Annotated in this window: 18 protein-coding genes; 15 read left to right on the top strand and 3 right to left on the bottom strand. The window is 34.0% G+C overall.

Features of this window, described 5'->3' with window-relative positions:
* Nucleotides 1-87 precede the first annotated feature (87 nt).
* The 13 genes from GOQ17_RS03785 to GOQ17_RS03845 all read left to right on the top strand — a co-directional run bounded on the left by GOQ17_RS03785 (nucleotide 88) and on the right by GOQ17_RS03845 (nucleotide 21,008).
* The gene (locus tag GOQ17_RS03785) at nucleotides 88-3,603 is read left to right on the top strand and encodes a SusC/RagA family TonB-linked outer membrane protein (RefSeq protein WP_159634999.1); all 3,516 of its coding nucleotides are present in this window, start codon (nucleotides 88-90) and stop codon (nucleotides 3,601-3,603) included.
* Nucleotides 3,604-3,616: 13 nt separating this feature from the next.
* On the top strand, nucleotides 3,617-5,383 hold the full coding sequence (locus GOQ17_RS03790) for a RagB/SusD family nutrient uptake outer membrane protein (RefSeq protein WP_236537040.1): 1,767 nt from the start codon (nucleotides 3,617-3,619) through the stop codon (nucleotides 5,381-5,383).
* Nucleotide 5,384: 1 nt separating this feature from the next.
* Nucleotides 5,385-6,329, top strand: a complete 945-nt coding sequence (locus tag GOQ17_RS03795; RefSeq protein ID WP_236537041.1) for a sugar phosphate isomerase/epimerase family protein — start codon at nucleotides 5,385-5,387, stop codon at nucleotides 6,327-6,329.
* A 2-nt stretch (nucleotides 6,330-6,331) separates the two neighbouring features.
* Nucleotides 6,332-8,023, top strand: a complete 1,692-nt coding sequence (locus GOQ17_RS03800) for a BACON domain-containing protein (protein WP_159635008.1) — start codon at nucleotides 6,332-6,334, stop codon at nucleotides 8,021-8,023.
* Nucleotides 8,023-9,171 carry a YdcF family protein gene (locus tag GOQ17_RS03805; protein ID WP_236537042.1) on the top strand — a complete coding sequence of 383 codons (1,149 nt, stop codon included), beginning with the start codon at nucleotides 8,023-8,025 and terminating at the stop codon, nucleotides 9,169-9,171. The genes GOQ17_RS03800 and GOQ17_RS03805 overlap by 1 nt, the downstream gene beginning before the upstream one ends.
* Nucleotides 9,172-9,180: 9 nt before the next feature.
* On the top strand, nucleotides 9,181-10,059 hold the full coding sequence (locus GOQ17_RS03810) for a phosphodiester glycosidase family protein (protein WP_159635014.1): 879 nt from the start codon (nucleotides 9,181-9,183) through the stop codon (nucleotides 10,057-10,059).
* Between the two features lie 564 nt (nucleotides 10,060-10,623).
* Nucleotides 10,624-11,217 (top strand): RNA polymerase sigma factor, encoded by a 594-nt coding sequence (locus GOQ17_RS03815; protein WP_159635017.1) that lies wholly within the window; start codon nucleotides 10,624-10,626, stop codon nucleotides 11,215-11,217.
* Between the two features lie 69 nt (nucleotides 11,218-11,286).
* A complete protein-coding gene (locus GOQ17_RS03820) occupies nucleotides 11,287-12,438 on the top strand; it encodes a FecR family protein (RefSeq protein WP_159635020.1) in 1,152 nt (383 codons plus the stop codon).
* A gap of 92 nt (nucleotides 12,439-12,530) precedes the next feature.
* Nucleotides 12,531-15,839 (top strand): SusC/RagA family TonB-linked outer membrane protein, encoded by a 3,309-nt coding sequence (locus GOQ17_RS03825; RefSeq protein WP_159635023.1) that lies wholly within the window; start codon nucleotides 12,531-12,533, stop codon nucleotides 15,837-15,839.
* A gap of 13 nt (nucleotides 15,840-15,852) precedes the next feature.
* Nucleotides 15,853-17,316, top strand: a complete 1,464-nt coding sequence (locus GOQ17_RS03830; RefSeq protein ID WP_159635026.1) for a RagB/SusD family nutrient uptake outer membrane protein — start codon at nucleotides 15,853-15,855, stop codon at nucleotides 17,314-17,316.
* 11 nt (nucleotides 17,317-17,327) lie between these two features.
* Nucleotides 17,328-18,170 carry a DUF4843 domain-containing protein gene (locus GOQ17_RS03835; RefSeq protein WP_262885565.1) on the top strand — a complete coding sequence of 281 codons (843 nt, stop codon included), beginning with the start codon at nucleotides 17,328-17,330 and terminating at the stop codon, nucleotides 18,168-18,170.
* A gap of 61 nt (nucleotides 18,171-18,231) precedes the next feature.
* The gene (locus tag GOQ17_RS03840) at nucleotides 18,232-19,761 is read left to right on the top strand and encodes a PKD-like family lipoprotein (protein WP_159635032.1); all 1,530 of its coding nucleotides are present in this window, start codon (nucleotides 18,232-18,234) and stop codon (nucleotides 19,759-19,761) included.
* Nucleotides 19,762-19,853: 92 nt separating this feature from the next.
* Entirely contained in the window at nucleotides 19,854-21,008 is a 1,155-nt protein-coding gene (locus GOQ17_RS03845) for a peroxiredoxin family protein (protein WP_236537043.1), read from the top strand.
* 700 nt (nucleotides 21,009-21,708) lie between these two features.
* Here GOQ17_RS03845 and GOQ17_RS03850 read toward each other — a convergent pair.
* Together GOQ17_RS03850 and GOQ17_RS03855 are read right to left on the bottom strand one after the other, a co-directional pair.
* Complete coding sequence (locus GOQ17_RS03850) at nucleotides 21,709-22,197, bottom strand: GNAT family N-acetyltransferase (protein WP_159635035.1); 489 nt, start codon at nucleotides 22,195-22,197, stop codon at nucleotides 21,709-21,711.
* Nucleotides 22,166-22,483 (bottom strand): type II toxin-antitoxin system TacA family antitoxin, encoded by a 318-nt coding sequence (locus GOQ17_RS03855; protein ID WP_159635038.1) that lies wholly within the window; start codon nucleotides 22,481-22,483, stop codon nucleotides 22,166-22,168. The genes GOQ17_RS03850 and GOQ17_RS03855 overlap by 32 nt, the downstream gene beginning before the upstream one ends.
* 100 nt (nucleotides 22,484-22,583) lie before the next feature.
* Between GOQ17_RS03855 and GOQ17_RS03860 the strand changes: the two genes are divergently transcribed.
* Nucleotides 22,584-22,868 (top strand): hypothetical protein, encoded by a 285-nt coding sequence (locus GOQ17_RS03860; protein ID WP_159635041.1) that lies wholly within the window; start codon nucleotides 22,584-22,586, stop codon nucleotides 22,866-22,868.
* 61 nt (nucleotides 22,869-22,929) lie between these two features.
* On the opposite strand, the gene GOQ17_RS03865 is transcribed toward GOQ17_RS03860, so the two are convergent.
* A complete protein-coding gene (locus GOQ17_RS03865; RefSeq protein WP_159635044.1) occupies nucleotides 22,930-23,127 on the bottom strand; it encodes a hypothetical protein in 198 nt (65 codons plus the stop codon).
* 189 nt (nucleotides 23,128-23,316) lie between these two features.
* On the opposite strand from GOQ17_RS03865, the gene GOQ17_RS03870 reads away from it, so the two are divergent.
* Nucleotides 23,317-23,649, top strand: coding sequence for an outer membrane beta-barrel protein (locus GOQ17_RS03870; protein ID WP_262885567.1), 333 nt, complete (start codon nucleotides 23,317-23,319; stop codon nucleotides 23,647-23,649).
* The last annotated feature ends 49 nt before the right edge of the window (nucleotides 23,650-23,698 follow it).

Below are 23,698 nucleotides of genomic sequence, written 5' to 3' on the forward strand. Positions count from 1 at the left end.
AAATTATAAACCATATATAACCAAATGTATAAAAATAATACTTCAATCGTGTGTATCCACCCACGATTGTTTAAATGTCTACTAATTATGAAATTCATTTCATTTTTTATATTCGGACTATTTATACAAACTCAAGCTAATGTGTTTGCGCAAAAAATAAATATTTCGGTATCAAAAGCAGAACTAACAGATGTACTAAATATCGTTCAAAAACAAACTGATTTGGACTTTCTATTTAGCAGTTCTGAGTTAAAAAGTGTAGGAAAGATTGATCTGCATATGAAAAATGTGGATCTTAAAGAGGTGTTAGATCAATGTTTAAGTCCTCGTGGTCTAGTATATGCCGTCCAAAATAAAACAGTTCTCATTAGAAAAGCTCCTGAGTTGAGTAATGCATTATTGATAAAAGAAACTCAACAGATGTTGCTTGAAGGAAAAGTTTTGGATAGTGATATGAATCCTGTTGTCGGGGCTTCAGTTAAAGTTGTAAATAGCAATGCTGCTACAGCAACAAGAGAGGATGGATCTTTTTCGCTGAGCGTAATTCAAAGAGAAGGTCAGGTGATAATTACGGCAATGGGATATGAAGATAAAACTGTCTCCTATGTTACAGGCCAACAGATTGAAGTTGTATTAAACCCGACATCAAGTGATCTTGAAGAAGTTGTAATTGTTGGTTATGGTGTTCAAAAAAAGGCAAACTTGACTGGTGCTGTTTCTCAAATCAATGCATCGGATATAGCACTTAGGCCAGATGCTAATATATCTACTGCCCTGCAAGGACTAATGCCTGGTCTTAATATTCAAATCAATAATGGTGATCCTTCAGAGACTCCTGATATAAATGTGCGTGGTTTCAATTCCATTAATGGGGGCGGTCCTCTTGTATTAATTGACGGTATTGAAGGTAATATCACGAGAGTTAATCCAAATGATATAGAATCTGTGACAGTTTTAAAAGATGCAGCTTCTGCAGCTATTTATGGAGCTCGTGGTGCTTTCGGTGTAATATTAATTACTACTAAAACGGGTAAATCAGGTACTACATCCATTAACTATTCTAATAACTTTGCTTGGACAAATCCAGCGGCCAGGACTGATTTTATAACGGATCCTTATGTGTATGCAAAGACTGTAGACGCTGCTCTTTATGGGTATAATGGTACTAGCTATAGCCAGTACAATACTATGGATTGGGAAACAATTAAAATGGTGGCTGACGGTCAAATCTCACCATTTCATGAATTGCAAACAGATGGCACACATAAGTTTTTCTATAAGACAAATTGGTGGGATGAATTATTCCGTAAAAATCAATTATCTAATTTTCACAATGTCTCGGTTTCAGGGGGCACTGAAAAATTAAGCGCTTATTTCTCAGGAAGAGTTTATGACAGACAAAGTATTAATAATATCAATAAAGATGCGGGCATTGAGCGTCAAAACTTTAAATCAAATATTGTATTTCGTCCATACGATTGGTTAGAATTGTCTGCAAATACGCAATTTACAAACGAGAGAGACAAAGATTACGGGGGCTTTTCGAACGGTTTCGGGGGCTTATGGAGTACAACTACATGGTACAATTTAATGGCTTTCTATCCCGTGAGCATTGACGGTATTCCTGTAGATATTGGTACAGGTAATGGAGGCCAAGGAGGTAATGCTGGTTTATATGCGGGAAACACTTCACGTGTATTTACTACAGAAGAATTTACAAATACTTTTCGTGCGGTAGCTAAGCCTGTTAAAGGATTAGTGTTAAATTTTGATTATAGTAATCGTATTGATAATACGGGAAGAACATTACGTTTAAATCCATTTGAATATCTGAAAGGTAATAAATTGAATTACACTGTTGAAGGGTTAAATAGATTAACAGAGTATCGCTGGAAAGATAAATATAATGCCTTAAATGCTTTTGCTACATATAATCTTAGCTTAGATTCACAACATAATTTTAAGTTACTTGCAGGTTTTAACCAAGAACAATTTAACAGAGATCGTGTGGAGGTTACAGCCGATGATTTGTTACTAGAGAACCTTTCTAATCTTGCTTTAGCAACAACAATGAATAATATTTCTGGCTCAGCAATGGACTGGGCTGTGAGAGGTTTTTTTGGACGTTTCAATTATGATTATAATAATAAGTATTTGCTTGAATTGAACGGTCGCTATGACGGTTCTTCGCGATTTCCTAAAGATAGCCGCTGGGGATTTTTCCCTTCGTTGTCTATAGGGTGGCAAATAGATAGGGAAAATTTCTGGGAAAATGTAAGACCTTATGTTTCTTCATTTAAACTGAGAACATCATATGGGAAATTAGGTAATCAAACCGTAGACGTTAATACTTTTAAAGAGCTAATGAATGTGTCACGATCTAATGATTGGTTAAACCAAGGAAACCCTTTAACAATTGCTCAGATGCCAAGCCCACTTCCTAGTGTAGTTACTTGGGAAACCACACGTAGCTTAAATTTTGGTGCTGATATCGGCTTACTAAATAATAAGTTATTCTTGAACTTAGACATTTATCGCAAAAATGTTGAAGGGATGTATCTTCCAGGGGAGCCATTGCCTGCGGTGTTTGGGGCAAATGAGCCTAAAGAGAATTATGCTGGCCTGCGAAATGAAGGTTATGAGTTGAATATTTCCTACCAAAATAGTTTTGATGTGCTAAGCTCACCATTAAAATTCCGCGTATCAGCTAATGTTTCCAATTTCAAAGGTATTATTACAAAGTATAACAACCCTAATGGTTTGTTAAGTACATATTATGAAGGACAAAGATTAGGTGAAATTTGGGGATACCGTATTGCAGGTCAATTCCAGTCAGATGAGGAGGCAGCAGCTTACCAAAGTACATTTACAAACCCATCCACTTCTTTAGGTAGAGTATATGGTGATGTTTTTAACGTAGTTCAAAATAGTGAGTGGAATTACCTGCGCGGGGGAGATGTAATATATTTAGATTTGAATGGTGACGGGAAAATTGATAATGGCGAGAATACTTTAGATAATCATGGCGATTTGGAACGTATTGGGAATGCCACTCCGCGTTTCCCATTTGGTGTTAATTTAAGTGCGAGTTGGAAAAGTTTAGATTTCTCAATAGCCTTATCAGGTGTGGCTAGACAAGACTGGTATCCAACAGGTGAGTTGTACTGGGGAACTTATCAAAGACCTTATTTATCCTTCTTAAGAAAAGATTTAATTGATAATGCATGGACTCCCGATAATAAGGGTAATACATATCCACAAATATACAGAGGCTATTCATCTTTACAAAGTAATAGATCATTGTATCAAATCAATGATTATTACTTAACTAATGTGGGTTTTATTCGTGCTAAAAATCTTACAGTTGGATATTCTTTACCCCAAGAAATGACACGTAAAGTCAAAATAGAAAAACTAAGATTATTTTTTAGTGGTGAAAATCTTTTCACCTGGAGTTTTGGAGGTTTAACAAGGTATATAGATCCTGAACAAGCAGGTTCAGCAATTAACCTATCATCACCTGCAACCGCAGATGATAGAGGCGATCAGCGTGTTTACCCTATGGGTAAGTCATATTCTTTTGGTTTAATATTGGATTTATAATAATATGTTTAAAATGAAAATTTCGATTCTATATATAAACGTAGGGATTCTCACGGCTTTATCATTTTTGAGCTCTTGTAATGATGATTTCCTAGACAGATCATCCAAAGATAAAGTGGAGGCGCCCTTTTTCTTTAACACCGCTAAAGATCTTGAAGTAGCCACAAATGCGCTCTATACGATGTTACCTGATTTTAACATATATACCGAGGATGCTGCTTCAGATAATTTGGTGCCATTGAATCCAAGTACTAAAATTCGTGGAAATAGAATAGTGCCAGTTGGTAGCGGGTCAGGAGGATGGTCATGGGGTAATTTAAGAAGAATAAACTATTTTTTAAGTAATTATCACAAAGCGAATGATGATGCTGCAAAAGCAAAATTTAGTGGTATAGCCCGTTTTTTTAGAGCATATTTTTACTATGATAAAGTAAAAACTTTTGGTGATGTTCCTTGGTACAATACTGTTCTTGACGCTAAGGATCCTGATCTTTATAAAGCTCGTGATTCTCGCATACTAGTAATGGATTCGGTCATGGCAGATTTAGATTATGCTATACAAAATATTCCGGCTGAAAAACAAGTAAATCTAATTACTCGCTATACAGCCATGTTATTAAAAGCTCGAGTTGCATTATTTGAGGGTACTTTTAGAAAATATCATGGTATAGCTGGATATCAAGAGTATCTTTCTTTGGCAGAGCAGGCCGCGCTACAGTTAATTAATTCAGGTGCTTATACATTATTTACTGAAGGAGGAAGTGAGTCTGCTTACCGTAATCTATTTGGTAGATACAATCAAAATGATATTGAAACTATTTTAGCAGTTGATTATGAAACAGGGAAGCGTGTACATTCCTTAGGTAGTTATTTTACATCAGCGACACAAGGGTCTTACGGTATCACCAAAGACTTTATAAATAGCTTTTTGATGAGTGATGGATCACGATTTACAGATAGACAAGGTTATCAAACCTATAATTTCTTTCAGGAAATGCAAAATAGAGACCCGAGGTTAACGCAGATCACGGCCGGTCCAGATTTTAAAGTAACTGGTAAAACCACTAGAGAACCCGTGAATTTATCTATTACAACTACGGGCTATAGAATCATAAAAGCTTTACCTGACAATTCGCAATGGTCTACTTCAGGGTCTTACTTTGATATTATATTATTTAGATATGCTGAAGCACTATTGATTTACGCTGAATCAAAAGCCGAATTGGGTACTATAACGCAAGCCGACTTAGATTTATCAATTAATAAATTGAGAGCACGTGCAGGTATGCCGAATATAAATTTAATACAGGCTAATGCAAATCCTGATACGTATTTGGCAAACATGTATACTAATGTAGATAATGGAGCTAATAAAGGAGTGATTCTAGAAATTCGTCGTGAACGACGCGTTGAGCTCTTTAATGAAGGATTTCGTTGGGACGATTTGATGCGATGGAAGGCAGGAAAAAAGATTGAACAGCCGATGGTGGGTATTTATTTTGCTGGAGTTGGAAGCCATGACTTCAATGGTGATGGTATTGTCGATGTATTCTTACATACAGGATCTACAACAGGTGCCCCTTCATCAGTTACATCATTTGTAAATATTTTACAACGGACATTGCGAAATCCACTCACTGGAGCGCAGAATTCAAATTCGGGGAATATTGATCCTTTTCCAACTGGAGGAAAATTTGACGAAGATAGGGACTATTTAGCTCCTTTACCTTCGGAGGATTTATTACTTAATAAGAACTTAGTTCAAAATGCAAATTGGTAATATGCAGAGATTTCGGTTTTTTATTGCATTTATAGCTTTGTTTACAATGTCCGTGTCAATGCTTTACGCAAAGTATTCACCTTCTCGAATGGCCTTAGGGTATTCTGTTAATATGCAGTTAATTACTAAGGAGAAGATGCAATATGCAAAGTCTTTAGGGATTGATTACATTGAATTATCTAATGTCGGCTCTATGCTTAATAAGGATTTGAGTTTGAAATATGATCAAGACTATTGGATAAATCAAATAGATAGCATAAAAACTATATTAGATGCTACGAACATCAAAGTTTGGTCAATTCATATGCCTTTCTCTCAAAAGATTGATTTATCTCTAAGATCAGAGTTCGAAAGAAAGCAGGTAGTTGAGACACATATACAAATGATTCAGTTACTTTCTGCTTTGCGACCTGAAATTATTCTATTTCATCCTTCCTATTATCTAGGAATGGATGAAAGGGAATTAAGAATCGCACAGTTGGTGAAATCGGTGTTTGAATTAAACAATGAAACCCGACGTCATAATATGCAAATGGTAGTTGAAAATATGCTTGGCCCACAACTAACAATTGGTGATAAGGAAAGACCGTTATTGCGCACCATTAAAGAATGTGAATTAGTGTTCTCTCTTTTACCTGATGATGTAGGTCTTGCAGTAGATATGTGTCATATCATGAATTCCGAATTATTAATCGAAAAGTTTGGTTCTCGTGTTAAAACTTTACATGTTTCCGACGGCGATGGACTATCAGAAGCGCATTATCTTCCTTGTAATACATTGGGAAAAAATAATTGGAATTTGATATTTGCCGCGTTAGAGAAAATTAATTATTCTGGAGTATTTATGTATGAATGTAAATACACTGACGAAAAGGAACTTAAAAACTGTTATGATTTATTAGAAGTTGATTATAACAATTATAAACTTAACAACAAACGTATTTAATTATGAAGAATATTAATTGTTTAATCTTAATAATTGCCTTTGTTTCACTCTTCACAGCTTGTAAAAAAGATAAAAATATTTTTGAAAGCAAGCTTTTGATTGGAAATACCTACTTAGAAGTAAGTAATAAATCTCAGCGTTACACTTTTGACGTTTTGTCTAATAAAGAGATTGAGATTAGTACCGATGCCTCTTGGATTACACTAGATAGTACTAATTTCGGCAAAGGAAAAAATAAAGTTGGTTTTACAGCATCTCTTAATGAAGATGATGAGCGCTCGGCAGTGATCTTAGTGAGGATGGATGCTGAAAATGAGCGTGAGGTGTTAGTTGTTCAGGAAACGGGGAAAGCTCCTGTTTTCTATGTTAAGCCTGATGGAACGGGTGATGGTAAATCTTGGGTTAATGCTATGGATCTGAATACTGCTTTGGAACAGTCCACAACTAATAGCATCATACATTTAACAGAAGGTATTTATAAACCAACTAAAACAATTAGGAATGGTGATGCAACAAATGAATCAGATAAAACAATCGAAATTGCAAAAAACATAACGTTAATAGGGGGGTATGAGGCTAATCCTACTTCAAGCTCTTCAGCAAATCCGGCTGTTTATAAAACTATTTTTGATGGACAGCTTTCTTCATCTGTCAATAGTTATCACACGGTAACCATTACTGCACCATTCGACGCCGAGTCTAAAGTTTCCATAAGTGGCATTGTTATAAAAGGAGGAAATGCTACCAATAGAGGAAGTAATGTAACAATAGCCGATGTTCGATATAACCGTGGCTGGGGAGGTGGTATGTTAATAGCAAATGCACGCGTAGAATTAAGTAACGTAGAAGTTATAGAAAATAAAACATCTAATTCTGGAGGAACTGTAGGATATGGTGCTGGAATTTATGCTTTTAATAATGCCGAAATTACATTGAAAAATGTTAAAATTAATAACAACCGTGGAGGAAATAATGGCGGTGGTTTATGGTTGGCAGATGGTAGATTAATAGCTTATGATTCTCAGTTTAATAATAATTCTGCTTCTGGTACTGCAGCGGGATTACATGGCTATCCGAATGCTACTTTAACATTGTACAACTGTGAGATTAAAAATAATTCAAACACTTCATACGGTGCTGGACTTTATGTTCGTGAGAATTCGACAGCCTATGTCATAAACTCTCTCATCTCAGGTAATAAGTCAACATCTGCTAATGGTGGAGGAGGAGTAATGCTGTATGGCGGAACTACTGTTCACCTTATTAGTTCAACTGTAGTGGATAACACATCTGCAGGTCCTGGTGGAGGTGTTTATAAACGTAATCTAGTCAATGATTTGAATATATATAACTCAATCATAGCTAGTAACACACAAACTGCAACTTCTAAAGATGTAGATATGTTTGCTGAAGCTTCTGCTACGAATCCACACATTAAAAACTCAGTAATTATGACTTCAGTTTATTCTGCTGAGGGAACTGTAGTATCGGGTTCTACATTTTCTCCAAACACCATGCTTAATAATGATTTCATGCCTATTGGACAGAATAATCCAGCATTACAATATGGCGTTGATAAAGATGGTCTAAGCGCTTACGGTAGTACATTCAATCCCATATTTTCAGAGCACATTACAAAAGATATGTATGGTGCAGAAAGAACATTAAAAATAATGGGGTATAAAGTTAAGTAATGATGAAAATAGTAATATTTGTCTGTCTTTTAATAATATCCTCTTTGAATATTAGTATAGCTTCTAACCCCAAGACAATAATGTTGGTTCTTGGTTCGAGTAATCCAGAAATTCTTGCTTCAAGAATACAAATAGCAAATAGACTGTATAATGTACAGCAAATAGATAAAATAATTGTTTCTGGTGGATGTGGTGCACATAAGTCTTCGATATGTGAAGCCAGTATCATGTTTGATGGTTTAGTGATGTTGGGAGTGGAATCTTCTAAAATTTATAAAGAAGAGAACGCAAAAACAACAGTCCAGAATTATGTTTTCAGTCGTACTCTCAAGGATGAATACGGAAAAAATATTATTCAACAAGGAGACACTGTATTTGTTGTTTCGAATCACTGGCACGCCGTGTCTGTTGCTGCGCGTTTGAAAAAATATGATTCTGTACATGCTAAGTTTTTTATTGAGGGAGATATATCCCCCAAAGAAAATGATAAGCTTGATTATGTGTCTATTTTTAATGGGGAACTAGATAATGATAAATTCATTAAAAATGCTCTTTGGTTGACACCTCAGGTATCATGGCAAATTAATGACAATTCATATTATCTAATGGATTCTTTAGTCTATGAAACCAATGATGGGAAAGTTGTAAATACGAGTAATCGTACTCAAGTTTTTAATGATCCTAGATTTCAAGATCAAAAGGGTGCTTGGTCTTTTATAGAAAACGGTAATACTTGGTTTATTAAAGCGTTAAATAAGATTTATGTTGTCGATAAAAGTAATATGAAAATCAAAAATATATTTTCATGGGATAATTTTGTTTATAATATGCCTGATAGTTGGAAGATTAATAGTTTCAATGCAGGATTAATTGTAGACGATAAATTAATACTTTTTTCAAACGATGCGGTATTAGTTGCTACCAAAAAAGATGATAAATTCGTTTTCCAAAAGGAGGGAGAGGCAGCAAAAATCTTCTCGAATTGGCCTTTTTCATGGGGAAAGTCTAATGTCGCTGGAGTGCATGGCCAAATTAATAACCAAGAAATACTCCTTTATAGAAATAGAGAGTATTTAAAGATAGACAAGCAATTGAATGTTATTCAAAAACCACTGAATTTAAATGTTAAATGGGTTAGTAACCCCTAATTATTTACTATGAAAAACAGAATTTTATATAGTATACTTATTTTATTCCTTTTTGTCAATTGTTCTAAAAAAGAGGAAGGTACCCAGCTCCCATACGACTATACCAATGTTGAGAAATTAGATGTAAAAGAAATAGTTGCCGCTGCTAAGTGGGACGTAAGATCTGTTGCTGAAGGTATAGTCTGGAAAAGTTATCAGTTTAATAATTTGTTTGAAACAAAACAATTTGTGACAATTCTAGAAATCGACTTATCAAAAGGATTTAATATAGAATTACCATTTGTATCTTCGGGATTTTTAAAAACTAGTGAGGCTGCAACCGAGCATAATGCATTGATAGCATTTAACGGAAGCTATTTTAATACTACCTCTGGAGGCTCTACAGTATTCTTAAAGAAAGATGGAAAAGTTATTAAAGAAACAAATAATGGTTTCAACAGTTATAGGGAGAATGGAGCCTTAACGCTTAATTCGTCTGGAGTACCTAATATTATGGTAAAGCCATCATCAGGATGGAACACTATAAGTGAACCCACAGCACTTGCAGGCGGCCCACTATTAATGATTGGAGGTAAAGAACTATCACAATTGGAAGTGGACTTTAATACGACTAGACATCCAAGAACTGCAGTAGGACTGACAGCAGATAATAAACTGTTAGTAACAGTAGTTGATGGTCGTGCGTCATCCTCACGAGGTATGTCAATTCCAGAACTTTCGAGTTTCATGGCAGCTTTGGAATGTGTTTCTGCACTAAATTATGATGGAGGTGGTTCTTCTACTGCCTGGGTGAAAAATTATGGTGTAGTTAATCATCCTTCTGACAATGGCAAATTTGATAATGAAGGAGAACGCGGCGTAGCTACAGTATTTGTAATAAAGAAATAATAGTGCGAATATAAAAAAAACACCCCCATAAATTTTTTAACTTTTTGGGGGTGTTTTTTTATAGTATTAAATGTAAGATATGATATAAGATTTAAGCTTACATTGTGGTTTAGGTTTCGAACCGTTAGTTATTAGCTAACACAAAGAGATTATTTTTTAGCCATCTCTTTGTGTTTATTAATATAATATAAAAAATATAACACCTAGCAGTGAAACAATCTAATGTTTATTATCTAGATTTTGCGTAGTCAGATAATTAGAAATGTGTTTTAATTATCTAATTCAATATTATAACTAGTTGTGCGAGTAAATTCTTAATTTTATTATCGATTCTTATCGAAGAAAATACTAAGATCTTAAAGAGTTGATGAAAAATTATCCTATCTCCAGAGATTGGATATTGATAAAGGAATAGAAGAAATTCACTACTCATCCCATCTAAATTCCATAATTTATTTTTCCTCTTTGATGCCAAAAAAGGTTCTAACACATGCATAAAATGAGGATATATATATTCTTATATATTTTTATATATTTGTCGAAATTGTAATAAATCCTAGAAAAATGAATAAGCTCACATCACTTTCTGATCAGCAGCTAATAGAAATATGGCCAAAAGAAAATGATATGGTATTTGCTGAAATTTATAACAGATACTGGGATAAACTCCTCGCGGTTGCTTATAACCGACTAGGAGATTTATTTGATGCTGAAGAGTGTGTCCAAGATGTATTTTGTAAATTTTGGGGCCTTCGTAATAAATTTGAGCTCACAAGCGGAAACCTTAACAATTATTTATCTCGATCCATCCGAAATCAAGTCTTCACTGTATTATACGCAAGAAATCGTCAAAAGCAAAATGATGATAAACTTCCTGTAGTAGAAGATATTAATATTTACACTCCGGAAAAACATTTAATTATTCAAGAGCTTAATAGACAGTTCGACCTGGCAATAAACGCTTTGCCTACTCAATGCAGAATAGTATTCTTACTAAAAAGAGAGGAAGGCCTATCCATAAACGAAATTGCAGAAAAACTAGATATATCTGCTAATACCGTTAAATCCCACCTTAAAAAAGCAAACCGCGATATTCGAAACAATACAGAACTGTTAACAATTATAGTTATATATTTTACTTTGCTTCAAAATAAATAATTTTTTCATTTGCACTCACCCCAACTTTAAGATTTTCAGTCTTTATAAATAGAGGGCAAGAAGATGCATATGGATAACAAACAAAAAATTGAAGAGTTAGTAAATAAGTTCAATTCTGGAGAGATTAGCTCCAAGGAATATCAGGAATTATTATCCTGGTATAATTCTTTCGATGATACTTCAGTATTAATTTCCGTAATGGAGGAAAACTCCACAGAGGCACTTAAATCGAAAATATTTAATCGCATTAAAGATAAGACATACCCTAAAATTAAGTCAAAACAAACAATTTTCGAAAAAAGAAAATCTACACTAGTAAGATTAAGATGGGTAGCTTGTACCGCAATAGCTGCAACCGTTCTATTAAATATCGGATTTTGGTTATTCACCAAACAGGCAAAACAAAATTTATATTTAGCTACACCGCAGCAAATAGAACAACTAATACCAGCAGGAGGCAACAAAGCAAAATTAATATTATCAAATGGAAAAGAGATTGACCTTGACCAAAATGAAGGAGAGATCATTATTGGTGATAATATAACCTATTCTTCAGGCGAGCTGATAACTACAGAGCAAAACAACCAAATAATTACCCTAGAGGTTCCTAAAGGAGGAAAGTATCAAGTAACACTTCCCGATGGAAGTCAAGTGTGGCTAAATTCCGGTTCAAAATTAACCTATCCCAGCTCCTTTGCTCCGGGCCAGTCACGCATAGTAAAGCTACAAGGAGAAGCATATTTTAAAGTTAATAAATTGCTTACTCAAGCGGGCGAACGCATTCCTTTTATTGTTCGAAGCGATAGACAAAATATTAAGGTACTTGGAACAGAATTTAATATCTCTGATTATCAGGAATTCACTTATTCTCATACAACTCTTGTAGAGGGTAAGGTATCGGTAGGAGCTTCCATGCTCTTACCTTCAGAGCAATATATAATTCAGGGAGGTAAATCAGCTATAAGACATGTGAATCCTTCCAGCTACTATGCATGGAAAGAAGGGAAATTTGATTTTGACGATAAACCATTGTCGACTATTCTAGACGAAATAAGTTTATGGTACGATATAAAAGTCGTTTACGAAAATAAAATACCTCAAGTAGAACTTTCCGGTCAAGCCTATCGCCAGAATAACTTTAATCTTATTTTAAGGCTATTAGAGGTCGCAAAGGTAGAATATAAACTAGATCTAACTAAACGAGAATTAATTATAAAATAAATATATGAAAACTAAAAATACTCCCCCTTAGATTCTGTGATGAATACTAATCCTAAAAGAATTAAACCTAATCCATGTATCAATTTAATAAAATGATAAGAAATAATCTCTGCTTAATGATATCGCTTTACATATTATTTTCAAGCGATATTCTACTAGCACAAAAAATTACTTTTAAAGGGGAAAATATTCCACTTCAATCAGCTTTGGATGCTATTAGAAGCCAAACAGATTTTACTGTTTTTGGACAAAAAAAACATCTTGAACAAGCCCGACGCATTAGCATAAACGCCAATACAATGGAGCTGAAAGATTTCTTAAGGGAAATATGTAAATACGAACCGTTCAACTTTACTATAGAAGACAAAGTTATTGCCTTATCTAAAATAGAACGATCTTCAGTACCATATGCCAACAAAAGCTCCAGTCTTGATCAGCATACTCTCCTTGGTCAGGTCCTAAGAAAAGACAACAAGAAACCTTTAACAAATGCTACTGTAAAAATTAAAGGAACATCACAATCTGCAACTACCAATTCCGATGGTTATTTTGCTATTACATTTAAAAATGAAAATTCACCAGTGACACTGCTCATAAGCTATTTGGGTATGAAAGAGCTGGAACTAAAAGGACTATTTAACCAGACTGATCCTATCATCGCTTTACTTGAGGAAAATCAAGAGACTATAGAAGATGTAGTGGTTACTGGAATATTCACTCGTAGCAAAGAAAGTTTTTCTGGAGCATCAGCAAGCTATTCCGCCGAGCAACTTAAAATGGTAAGTGGAACAAATGTTCTTCAAAGTTTAAACATATTAGATCCATCTTTTAAAATAGTTCAAAACAGCCAGTTTGGTTCTGATCCTAACCAGGCATTAAATATTGAAATTCGCGGAAAGACAAGTGTCGCGGGCTTAGAAGATGCCTATGGATCTAATCCCAACCAACCATTATTTATTATGGACGGCTTTGAGACCACTATGGAACGAATTAGGGATATAAGCATGGATAGAGTAGGATCTATCACTATTTTAAAAGATGCTACAGCGACTTCTATGTACGGATCAAAAGGTGCCAATGGGGTAGTTGTTTTAGAAACAATAAAACCCAAACCCGGAAAGCTGGGCATTAGTTATAACCTTAGATCCAATATTCAGGTGGCTGACCTTACCGATTATAATTTGATGAATGCCCAGGAGAAATTGCAATTTGAACTTCTCTCGGGATATTACGGAGGTCTTGATGAAAATGGTCATATAAATAACAACTCCCAAAATAATGAAGACCTATATTTCCAGAGGCTCAAAGAAGTAGCACGTGGTGTAGACAGCTATTGGATGAACGAGCCGCTGCGAACAGGCGTAAGCCAATCCCATGATCTAGGAATTTTTGGTGGTTCTGAATCTTTCCAATATAATGTGGGGCTAACAAAGACTATTAACCAAGGGGTCATGGATAAATCAGGTAATATCATTACTGATGGCAACGTAAGCATTACTTATAGAAATGGAAACTTTTCATTCAATAATATGCTTAATGTTAGAGCTATAAACTCCACAAATGCACCTGTTGCATTTTCAAAGTTTGTTCAATCAAATCCATATTTCAGAAAATACAATGAACATGGACAGGTAGATAAGCTATTTGCTACAGCAGAAGAAAACACCGGACTTTACAACCCTTTATATGATTACCATAACAATAACATCGATGAAAATGATAACCAAGAAATAATAAACAATTTCAATATGGACTGGGCCATTATGCCAGGATTAAATTTTCGAATAAATTTAGGAATTACACAAACTCGTAATCAATACTTCCGCTTTCGCTCCCCTTTAAATACAGAATTTATTTCCCAAAGCATGGAACATCGAGGGGCCTTTAGAGAAAAAAATGAAAAATTATCAAAATTTAATTCCTTGGCAACGCTAACCTATGGTAAAAATTGGAATAAGCAATTTTTAAACTTAGTAGCGGGAGCCTCATTAAATAATTCTCGGACTAACTACGCTCAATTTGATGTTGAAGGTTTTTTAGACGATAAAATTATAAACCCATCTTTAGCGTTTAACTATGCAAGTGGTGCTCTACCAAGCTATTTAGATTTAAAGCGAAGAGAGGCCGGTTTCTTATTAAACACAAATTATGGTTACAATAACCGTTATATATTTGATGGAAATATTCGCTTGGATGGTTCCTCTATTTATGGGACAAACAAAAATACAACAGCGATTTGGAGTGTGGGAGGATATTGGAATATCTCTAGAGAAGGGTTCATGAATAAAACTAAGAGCTGGCTAGAAAGTCTTCGAGTAAGAGCATCTTACGGAAATTTAGGAAACCAGAATTTCAACGATTATATATCCCTTCAGATTTATCAGTATAGTAAAGCAGCAAGTAATCCATTTGGGCCAGGAGTTATAATAGACAATTTTGGTAATCAGAACTTACGTTGGCAAAAAACATTAAATCAGAATTATGGACTTGATTTAGTAAGTCAGGGCGATAGACTTAGATTTACCCTTAATCATTATATTAAAAATACAGATCCATTATTAGTATATATCACCACCCCAGCCTCATCAGGCCGAACGCAGTTTATTCAGAACCTAGGTATCCTTGAAACCAGCGGATGGGAGGCAGATATTAATATGTCGGTAATCCAAAATTCAAATTTGTCTTGGAGAATTGCTGCAATTATCGCCAACAACCGATCGGAATATAAAAATATTGGTAATTCATTAAAAGAGTATAACCAAACTAACAGATCAAAAAACCTTCAACGCTTTTATGATGGAGCGAGCCCAGACGATCTTTGGGCGGTACGTTCATTAGGTATTGATCCTGCATCAGGACGAGAAATGTTTCAGAAAATAAATGATCAGGAAACTTTCGTTCATGATTACGCAGATGAGGTCAACTTAGGAAGTGCTAGAGCCAAATATGATGGTAACCTATCTACTTCATTATATTATAAGGGTTTTCAGTTTTTTGCATCTTTTAGATACCAGCTTGGTGGAAAAGCATTTATGACGACCTTATTTGATAAGGTAGAAAACATCTCTTCAACAGCAGTAATAAATAATCAGGATAAGAGGGCCCTGTACGATAGATGGCAAAATCCTGGAGATATAGCGTACTTTAAAAGTATTGCTCAAACCAACGCTACACCTATGTCATCTCGTTTTATTCAAGATAATGACGTTTTCACCCTGCAGTCTGTAAGTTTAATTTATGAAACCAAAGATTTAAAATTCTTGCAAAGAATTAAGGGTAAATCATTACGTTTTGGTATCAACTCCAACGATCTTCTTTATTTATCAACGATTAAAAATGAAAGAGGTATAGATTACCCTTTTGCCCGTGATATTACATTTAATCTAGGTCTAAGCTTCTAAAGAAATACGAATTATGAATTTTAAACATCAAATATTTATTGGTTTCCTCTTGCTTTTTTGCTCTTGTCAAAAATGGCTGAATGTTACCCCTTCGGATCAATTCTCCGCAGAGGATTTATACAGCAGCCAGGAGGGATACATAAAAGCACTAAATGGCATCTATCTTGAAATGACAGATAAAGCCTCATATGGTGAATACTTAAGTTGTGGTCCAATTGATGTTCTTGCTCATTATTATCATATTAATCCAAGAACACATAATCATAAATATAATACCATCACAGAATTCAAATATGAAGAGGCTGCTAACAAAGAAATATTTTCAAATATTTGGTTAAAAAGCTACTCGCTTATTGCTAATTGTAATGTGCTGTTAGAAAAAATGCCACAAGAATCCAACGGTATATTAAAAGAGCCTTTTTATAGCACAATCAAGGGTGAAGCTTTAGCTCTTCGAGCATATTTTCATTTCGATATGCTTCGTTTATTTGGTCCTATGTACAATAAAGATATTAGTGACAAAGCTATTCTTCCCTATGCACTAAATTCTGTAGATCAAGTTCAACCCTTAGTTAGCTATCAACAGTATCTTGACTACCTTCTCAAGGATTTGAACAGCGCCATTGAATTATTGGAAAATGATCCTATTCGCATCCAAGGTGTAAGAAATCAAGAGAGTCCAAACGGAGATAACTTCTTGTATTTCAGACAATATAGAATGAATTATTTTGCTATGAAAAGTATTCTGGCAAGAGTATATCTCTATAAAAAAGATAATCAAAAAGCATATGAGATTGCCAAAGATATCATTCAAGAGGCGAAATTTAATACTGATATTTTTCCTTTTGTTACTAAGGCTGCAGCGACAAGCACTACTTCAGCTGATAGAGTGTTTTCCACAGAGGTCATATTTTCACTATATCACACTAAAAAAATAGTCCTTTTTAATGATTTATTTAGTTCTATCCTGCCGAGCACACAAAAATTATCCTTTAACCTAGATAATACCTCGTTCGCTCGCGTCACGGAATTATATGATGATGAGAATGATTATAGAAGGGCTATATGGCAGTTAAGGACAGATAATAGCCAAACATCACTTACAAATGTGAAATATGAATTTAATTCTACTGCACCAAGTAGCTTCATGTTACCCTTAATAAGAATATCGGAGCTGTATTTAATTCTAGCCGAAACATCTCTTTCTTTAAGCGAAGCAACAGATTATCTGAATATTGTACGATCGAGTAGAAATGCCGTTAATTTATATCCAACAAATATCGAAGGGTTAAATAGCGCTATAAATAAAGAATATAGAAAAGAATTTATTGGCGAAGGGCAGATGTTTTTCTTTCTTAAACGCACAGAATCAACCACCTTGCCTCAAACAGATCAATTAACAGGAACTGCAAATATGTTTTTAAACGACTATTTAGTTCCTCTTCCAGATAATGAAATTAGTATACGTAATCAATAAAAATTGCTCCAATGAAAACTAAAATCATATTAATCGTACTTTGTATTCAGACAGTTCTCAATAGTTGCCAAAAAGAGTACTTCAACTATTCAGGTCCGCAAGGGGTATACTTTGGAGTAAGATATGGGGGAGAACTACAAGATAAAGATGGCCCTTTTCAACCGGAATCGTATGTTGAATTTATAAAACTTGGTACCGATAGTTATACTTGTAACCTACCCATTATGCTAGTAGGGGAGGTGAAAGACTATGACCGAAAATTTAAAATACTCATCGATCAAGACTCTACGACACTAGAGCAGGGACTACATTATAAACCTATTGAAGATCTCTATATACTTAAAGCTGGAGAGCACAGTTCCATTGTTGCAATAGATTTTTTCGCCCAAACAGATTTAAACGACCAGCAAAAGAGATTGACTCTTAAAATTATTGCCACCGAAGATCTTGTGCCAGCATTTAGAAACTGGGAACCTCCAGTGGATATTACAGGATCCAACCCAGCCAAGAAGTTTGACGCCAGTAAACATACCATTTATGTTAACAATATGATGGTAAAGCCTAGTCAATGGTTAGGATCTGTATTAGCTAATGGAGAAGAATTTAATTCATTAGGTGCATTCTCCAGAAAAAAAATGGAATTTATAACCGAACAATTGGGCATTACTTATAGCGAGTTTTCTAACGATAAAACCATGTCTTTTTTAAGAATGGGGTTAATTGGAAGTCAGATGTCTAGAATTTTAATTGCACGTTTTGAGGCAGGAAATCCTGTGTTAGAAGATGATGGGAGGTTAATGTACTTTCAAGGTGTGCCATGGAAAAGCTATATAGGAGTAGCATATAAACCTTAATTTTTAATTTACTTAACTAGATATAGTAATGATAGTAATATATAATAAAATCTTCACCTTATTGGGCCTTACATTATTTCTTGGGTTAATAATCAGCTGCTCCAAAGATTTAGGAAATTATAAATACAAAGAGATTAATGAGTTAGAAATAATAAACTTAAAAGATCAATATGCAGCGATTGCAGACTTTGATACGCTGCGAATCAGCCCGGAGTTCACCTCTAATATGAATATTCATCATGCAGAAAGATATGAATATCGCTGGGTAATAAAAACAGGAGCATTTGGAGCCGATACTATCGGAAATGATCTGCAGCTTAATTATCAGGTTAAACAGAGCATCGGTAACTATACCATGCAACTACGCATAAAAGATAAACAAACCGGTGTAGTATTTATAAAAACTTCTACCCTGCGTGTTTCCACCCCTTACACTCGAGGAATTCTTCTTACAGGGGAAACTCCAGAAGGAAATACCGAAGCTGAAATGCTATCCATGATTGGTGATACGCTCCATATTAAAGAATTAATAAAAAATAGTGGAATTATAGATCCTGTAAATGGTCCTATTAAATTTTTATATTCTGGAGGATATGACGAGACACATAAGCTTGTATGGTTTTTAAGTAAGGAACAATCATATTATCTGGATCGAAAAACAATGAAATACTCATCAGGTAGTGTACTTTCTAATTTTCTTTTACCTACAGATCCTATAGATGTGAGCAAAGAGTTTGCGGTAGATATAGCTCCGCAAATAAAAAATATTGATGGAGGGGTTGGAAATGACTTCAGTAAAGTTATTCTTACTACTTCTGGAAACATATATTCTGCTTATACCATATTGGGAGCAGGTTATTTTTTAAATCCCATTAATAAAATAGCCTCTAAACCAGATGAGTTAATACCAGCTGGACCTTTTTTAATGTATCCAATAAATAATATGTCTTCCGTGTTGTGGATAGATACAAGGGATAATAAGTTTATGTATCTACCAGCCTTATTAGGAATGGATTACTCCGTATATCCTACAGATAGGGATGGTGACGTATTTTCATGGGATCTTGGGAAGAATAACAAGAAGGTTATATACGCAGAGAACACGGTAAACAGCGACGGTGGATTCACTAGTGGTAATTCCTTTGCTGTAATACGAACAAGTGATAACACACATAACATATATAAATTTAATGTTTCAGGAAGCAGTCCTACTAAACTTGCCAATTATACAGTTAAGTCTATTGCTCAACACTTTGATAAAGCTGACCAGTACGCCTTTGCTTCTAATAGAACAGTAGTTTTCTATACTTTCCAAAATAGATTATATGCCTACGATTATAATCCTGGTAATGAAAGATTATATGAAATCCCCCAATTTCAAGGTAAAAAAGTAACTATGATTAAATTTGATACCCAGCAACAGCCTACAATAAATTCATTATACGTAGCAAGTTATGATCAAGCCTCAGGAGGTACACTTCAGCGCTTTAATATTGAAAACAATCCAAATACAATTAATTTGATCCCTGTACCTAATGCCCAGTGGAGCGGTTTACTTAAAATCCAAAACATGAATTGGAAACCTGAATAATAGGTCAAATTAAATAATCATGGAAAATACTTTTTCCATGATTATCCTGCACTCTCTAATAAATTATTATCATATTTTAATACTATCTATTCATGAAAAAGACTTTAAATATTCTCCTGTTTTGTATATTATTTTTTCCATACGCTGCTCTAGCTCAGCAAACTAAAATTAAACTACAAATAAAAGTAGATAATCCATCAACTGAAAAGTTAAAAATATATTTGTTAGAATTTGGAGATAAAGATCAATTAAAAATAATCGATTCTGCATCTGCAAATTCGAAAGGTATATATAAATTCAAAGTTCCTTTTCAGCAGCCAAAAAAACTTAGGGTCATTATGAAAGCCTCTTATTCCGCAGACCAAATTACAAATGCAAAGGAGGATTATATGGATTTCTATCTTGAGGAAAAAAATATAAATATTAGAACACAAAGCAACCTTGCTCAAGCGAATATTATCGCAGGAGATATAAATAAAACTTACAGAGTATACGATAAACAAGTAATAGGTATTTTAGATAAAACAAAAGAACCTTTAAAGTTAAAATACGAAACACTTGCTAAGGAAAACAAATTGGTTGGAAGCTACCTGGACTCCTTACTTGCTGATATGGAAGCTTATACTAGTTTAGAAGATTCTTTAACTCTAAATTTTGTACAATCGCATCCTAATTCCGTTGTTAGTTTAGATATCATCAGCTCTAATCTAGCGCATTCAAATAAAAATTATATCAATAAAAAAATGTTATCCTCTTTAGATGAAAATCTAAAAAGCTCACCAAAAGGTCAAAGAGTTAAAGCTAAGTTATATAACGAAGAACTTCATAATATTGGATCCATAGCTCCAGATTTTCAGCAAAATGATATAAATGGAAATCCTGTGAGGCTTTCAGATTTTAAAGGTAAATATGTTTTAATTGACTTTTGGGCTTCTTGGTGCGGACCATGTCGTAAAGAAAATCCTAATGTTCTGGAAGCTTACAATTTATATAAAAATCAAAACTTTACAGTGCTAGGGGTTTCATTAGATAATCCAGGTAAAAAAAGTGATTGGCTAAAAGCTATTGAAACAGATCGTCTTCCGTGGACAAATGTCTCAGATTTAAAAGGGTGGGAAAATGATGTAGCTAAATTATATGGAGTAAGAGCTATTCCTCATAATGTATTGGTGGATCCTCATGGTAAAATTATAGCTATAAATCTAAAAGGGAAAAATTTAAATGATTTTTTAAAAAATCTATTTTAAATCATTTATATGATTATTAACGATTTTATCATACTACCCAACTACTGGACAACTGCATAAATGTTTAAATTAGCAGTTGAGAATGAAAAAAGAACGCAGGAAATTCAGTGCAAGCTTTAAGGCTAAGGTAGCCATAGAAGCCATCAAATAGCAGCATACTATCCATGAGCTGGCGGTTAAATATGAGTTACATCCCACCCAGATCAACACCTGGAAACGGGAATTTCTGGATAATGCAGAATCTGTTTTTACCACGGAGAAGTCTTCTTCAAAAGACGATTCCAAGGAAAAGGAACTTTACTCCAAGATTGGGGAGTTACAGATACAGGTGGATTTCTTAAAAAAAGTATTGAGGAAATGAGCTTAGAAGAGAAACGCGGGCTTGTTTGCCCATCTTATAAGAAAATGAGCGTTTACACAGACAGTGCAAGGTTATGGAGTTACCCCGTAGCAGTTATTGTTTTAAACCCAAGGGGGAATCCCTATTCAACCTACAGGTTATGAATGCGATAGATCGTAAACTCCCGATGAAAAGTTCTATCAAGAAATTAAAAATGTATCGTAATTATATCTTAGTTTAGTAAAAAGTTGTCCAACAAATAGGGAGTATCATAAGAAGTTTTAGACGTTATGTGAAGCTTGAAAGTAAGTATTTAGTAGATGAAATGAGTAAATGGAATAAGGGGGCTTAACCCTTATTCTATTTAAATAAATCAATTATAGTTTTTAGAGGTAGGAACATACGCTTTGATGATTTTAAAGGTATAAATCCAAGTTTAGCATAGAATTTTTCTGCTGATTCATTTATAGGGTCTACTATGACAGCATGATTACCAACTAATGAACTTATTTCTACGATACGTTTTAGCGCATCAATAAGTAATGTTTGCCCTAGTTTGTTTCCTTGGTAATCTTTATGAACAGCTAAGCGACCTATGATAACAACAGGTATTTCGGTATACTTTAAAGACTTTGCTAAATCTTCTGGAATGTCTGAAAGGTCTATACTATTAGAAGATAGCGTATAATATCCGATTACACCATTGTTTTGGTTAGCAATAACATAACAAACTGCCAATCGCTTTTTGATGTCTTGATTTGCATATTGTTTTAGATAATTATCTAATTCATCAATACCACAATAGAAGTTTTTACGATTATGGTTTTTTTCTAAAACTTTCGAAATCATTAGGGGTAAATGAGTTTAATAGATCGTTGTAATTATCTAATGCTGATTTTAAGGCTTTATTAGGAGCAGGAGGATTAAGTAAAGTTTCTACAAACAGTACATTATCATCCATTGACTTAAGAAATCGAGTTTCCTCTTCAATAATTCTTTTAGCTTCATTTTTTGCTAACGAAACAATAAACTCAGAAATAGTTTTAAATCCACTTATTTCTGCAGCATATTTAATTAGGTCTTTGTTTTCCTTACTTATACGGATGTCAATGCGATCATTTACTAATTTTGCCATGATAATAATTAAAATTAACATTTCAAATGTACGGAAAATTTCCGTACATTTGAAATGTTAATTTTAATTATTTCAATTATAAAAAGTAATACAAATTATAGTGTGTCAAGGTATTATAATAATTTTAATATACTTTCTTTCGCCTGTAGAGCAATTAGTAAATCAAATAGGAAATGATGAGTCAAATGAAAGAGACTATGAAATCATAGCTTATATAGTTTACGAAAGCTTTTCATTTGATGAATTATTAGAGCTAGATGCATTATCTGTTCATGATTCAAGATTAAAATACATATTAGAAGAATATCCCCCTAATTGGAATTATGCTTCGTTTGATTATTCCGAACAAAGTGGCTCTTCTTCAATTTTGGTGAAAGTATGTTAATTAATTACACTTTATGAACTAAACCTTTTATCTTTTCAAACACAATTCCAAGCTTTTCGAGCTAGTTATAGACTTGTGCCTTTTGATAGGCTAAGCCATCTTCTTTATCAATCCATTGAGCCAAAAGAGGGCCTGTCCACTTTACAGGTTGATATCCATGATCCGAGGGTTTTTCGTTTATGACCAATTTTTTGATTCTTTTTTTGGGCCCATTGACCTCCGAAAAAATTGGAAAATCAAACCGAATAAACTGGCCCATTGACCTCCGTTATAGACAATTATTGACAAACGATTTATAATATTTTGATCTCCTTCGTTAGTGTTTATATTATTTATTAGTCCTAAAAATGTTGATTTTTCGTCTTTGTCTATGTTTTTTCGTTTTTATCAATTTTGTGCTGTATTTTCTTTGTAGGATGCTGTAAATTTAAATGATTTTGATATCTATATTCCAGTCAAAATTAATAGTTGGTGTGATATTAATTTTAATGGCAACCTTAGGAATACTACCGTAGATGTCAGAACATCATCTGAAATACATAAATCAAAATTCTCACAACACATAAACGTTATGAACCGATTCTCTTTACACAATAAACTAATTATTGAGGTATCTGCAATATATGAACGAAACCGTTTCTTTGATTATTATGATGCCAAAGATATTGGCAAAATGGACATCGCTATCCGTAAGAGCTTCTTAATGAATATTCCGGACCATACTACACCACCATTCCACAGCAAAGTACACCAGTCATTCCGCTCCAAAGTACACCACTAATTAATAGCGTTGTACAGGTTTGATTCATCAGTTAGAATAATCTTATGTA

This window comes from Sphingobacterium composti, from assembly GCF_009829075.1.
Taxonomy (GTDB): Bacteria; Bacteroidota; Bacteroidia; order Sphingobacteriales; family Sphingobacteriaceae; genus Sphingobacterium; species Sphingobacterium composti.

Excerpts from the sequence above, each read along its gene's own strand:
- GOQ17_RS03855 (WP_159635038.1), bottom strand. The coding sequence starts at position 22,483 with ATGGCAAAATTAGTAAATGATCGCATTGACATCCGTATAAGTAAGGAA.
- GOQ17_RS03845 (WP_236537043.1), top strand. The coding sequence starts at position 19,854 with ATGAAAAAGACTTTAAATATTCTCCTGTTTTGTATATTATTTTTTCCA.
- GOQ17_RS03795 (WP_236537041.1), top strand. The coding sequence starts at position 5,385 with ATGCAGAGATTTCGGTTTTTTATTGCATTTATAGCTTTGTTTACAATG.
- GOQ17_RS03820 (WP_159635020.1), top strand. The coding sequence starts at position 11,287 with ATGGATAACAAACAAAAAATTGAAGAGTTAGTAAATAAGTTCAATTCT.
- GOQ17_RS03825 (WP_159635023.1), top strand. The coding sequence starts at position 12,531 with ATGATAAGAAATAATCTCTGCTTAATGATATCGCTTTACATATTATTT.
- GOQ17_RS03800 (WP_159635008.1), top strand. The coding sequence starts at position 6,332 with ATGAAGAATATTAATTGTTTAATCTTAATAATTGCCTTTGTTTCACTC.
- GOQ17_RS03805 (WP_236537042.1), top strand. The coding sequence starts at position 8,023 with ATGATGAAAATAGTAATATTTGTCTGTCTTTTAATAATATCCTCTTTG.
- GOQ17_RS03785 (WP_159634999.1), top strand. The coding sequence starts at position 88 with ATGAAATTCATTTCATTTTTTATATTCGGACTATTTATACAAACTCAA.
- GOQ17_RS03790 (WP_236537040.1), top strand. The coding sequence starts at position 3,617 with ATGAAAATTTCGATTCTATATATAAACGTAGGGATTCTCACGGCTTTA.
- GOQ17_RS03815 (WP_159635017.1), top strand. The coding sequence starts at position 10,624 with ATGAATAAGCTCACATCACTTTCTGATCAGCAGCTAATAGAAATATGG.
- GOQ17_RS03810 (WP_159635014.1), top strand. The coding sequence starts at position 9,181 with ATGAAAAACAGAATTTTATATAGTATACTTATTTTATTCCTTTTTGTC.
- GOQ17_RS03850 (WP_159635035.1), bottom strand. The coding sequence starts at position 22,197 with ATGATTTCGAAAGTTTTAGAAAAAAACCATAATCGTAAAAACTTCTAT.
- GOQ17_RS03835 (WP_262885565.1), top strand. The coding sequence starts at position 17,328 with ATGAAAACTAAAATCATATTAATCGTACTTTGTATTCAGACAGTTCTC.
- GOQ17_RS03830 (WP_159635026.1), top strand. The coding sequence starts at position 15,853 with ATGAATTTTAAACATCAAATATTTATTGGTTTCCTCTTGCTTTTTTGC.
- GOQ17_RS03865 (WP_159635044.1), bottom strand. The coding sequence starts at position 23,127 with ATGGGCCAGTTTATTCGGTTTGATTTTCCAATTTTTTCGGAGGTCAAT.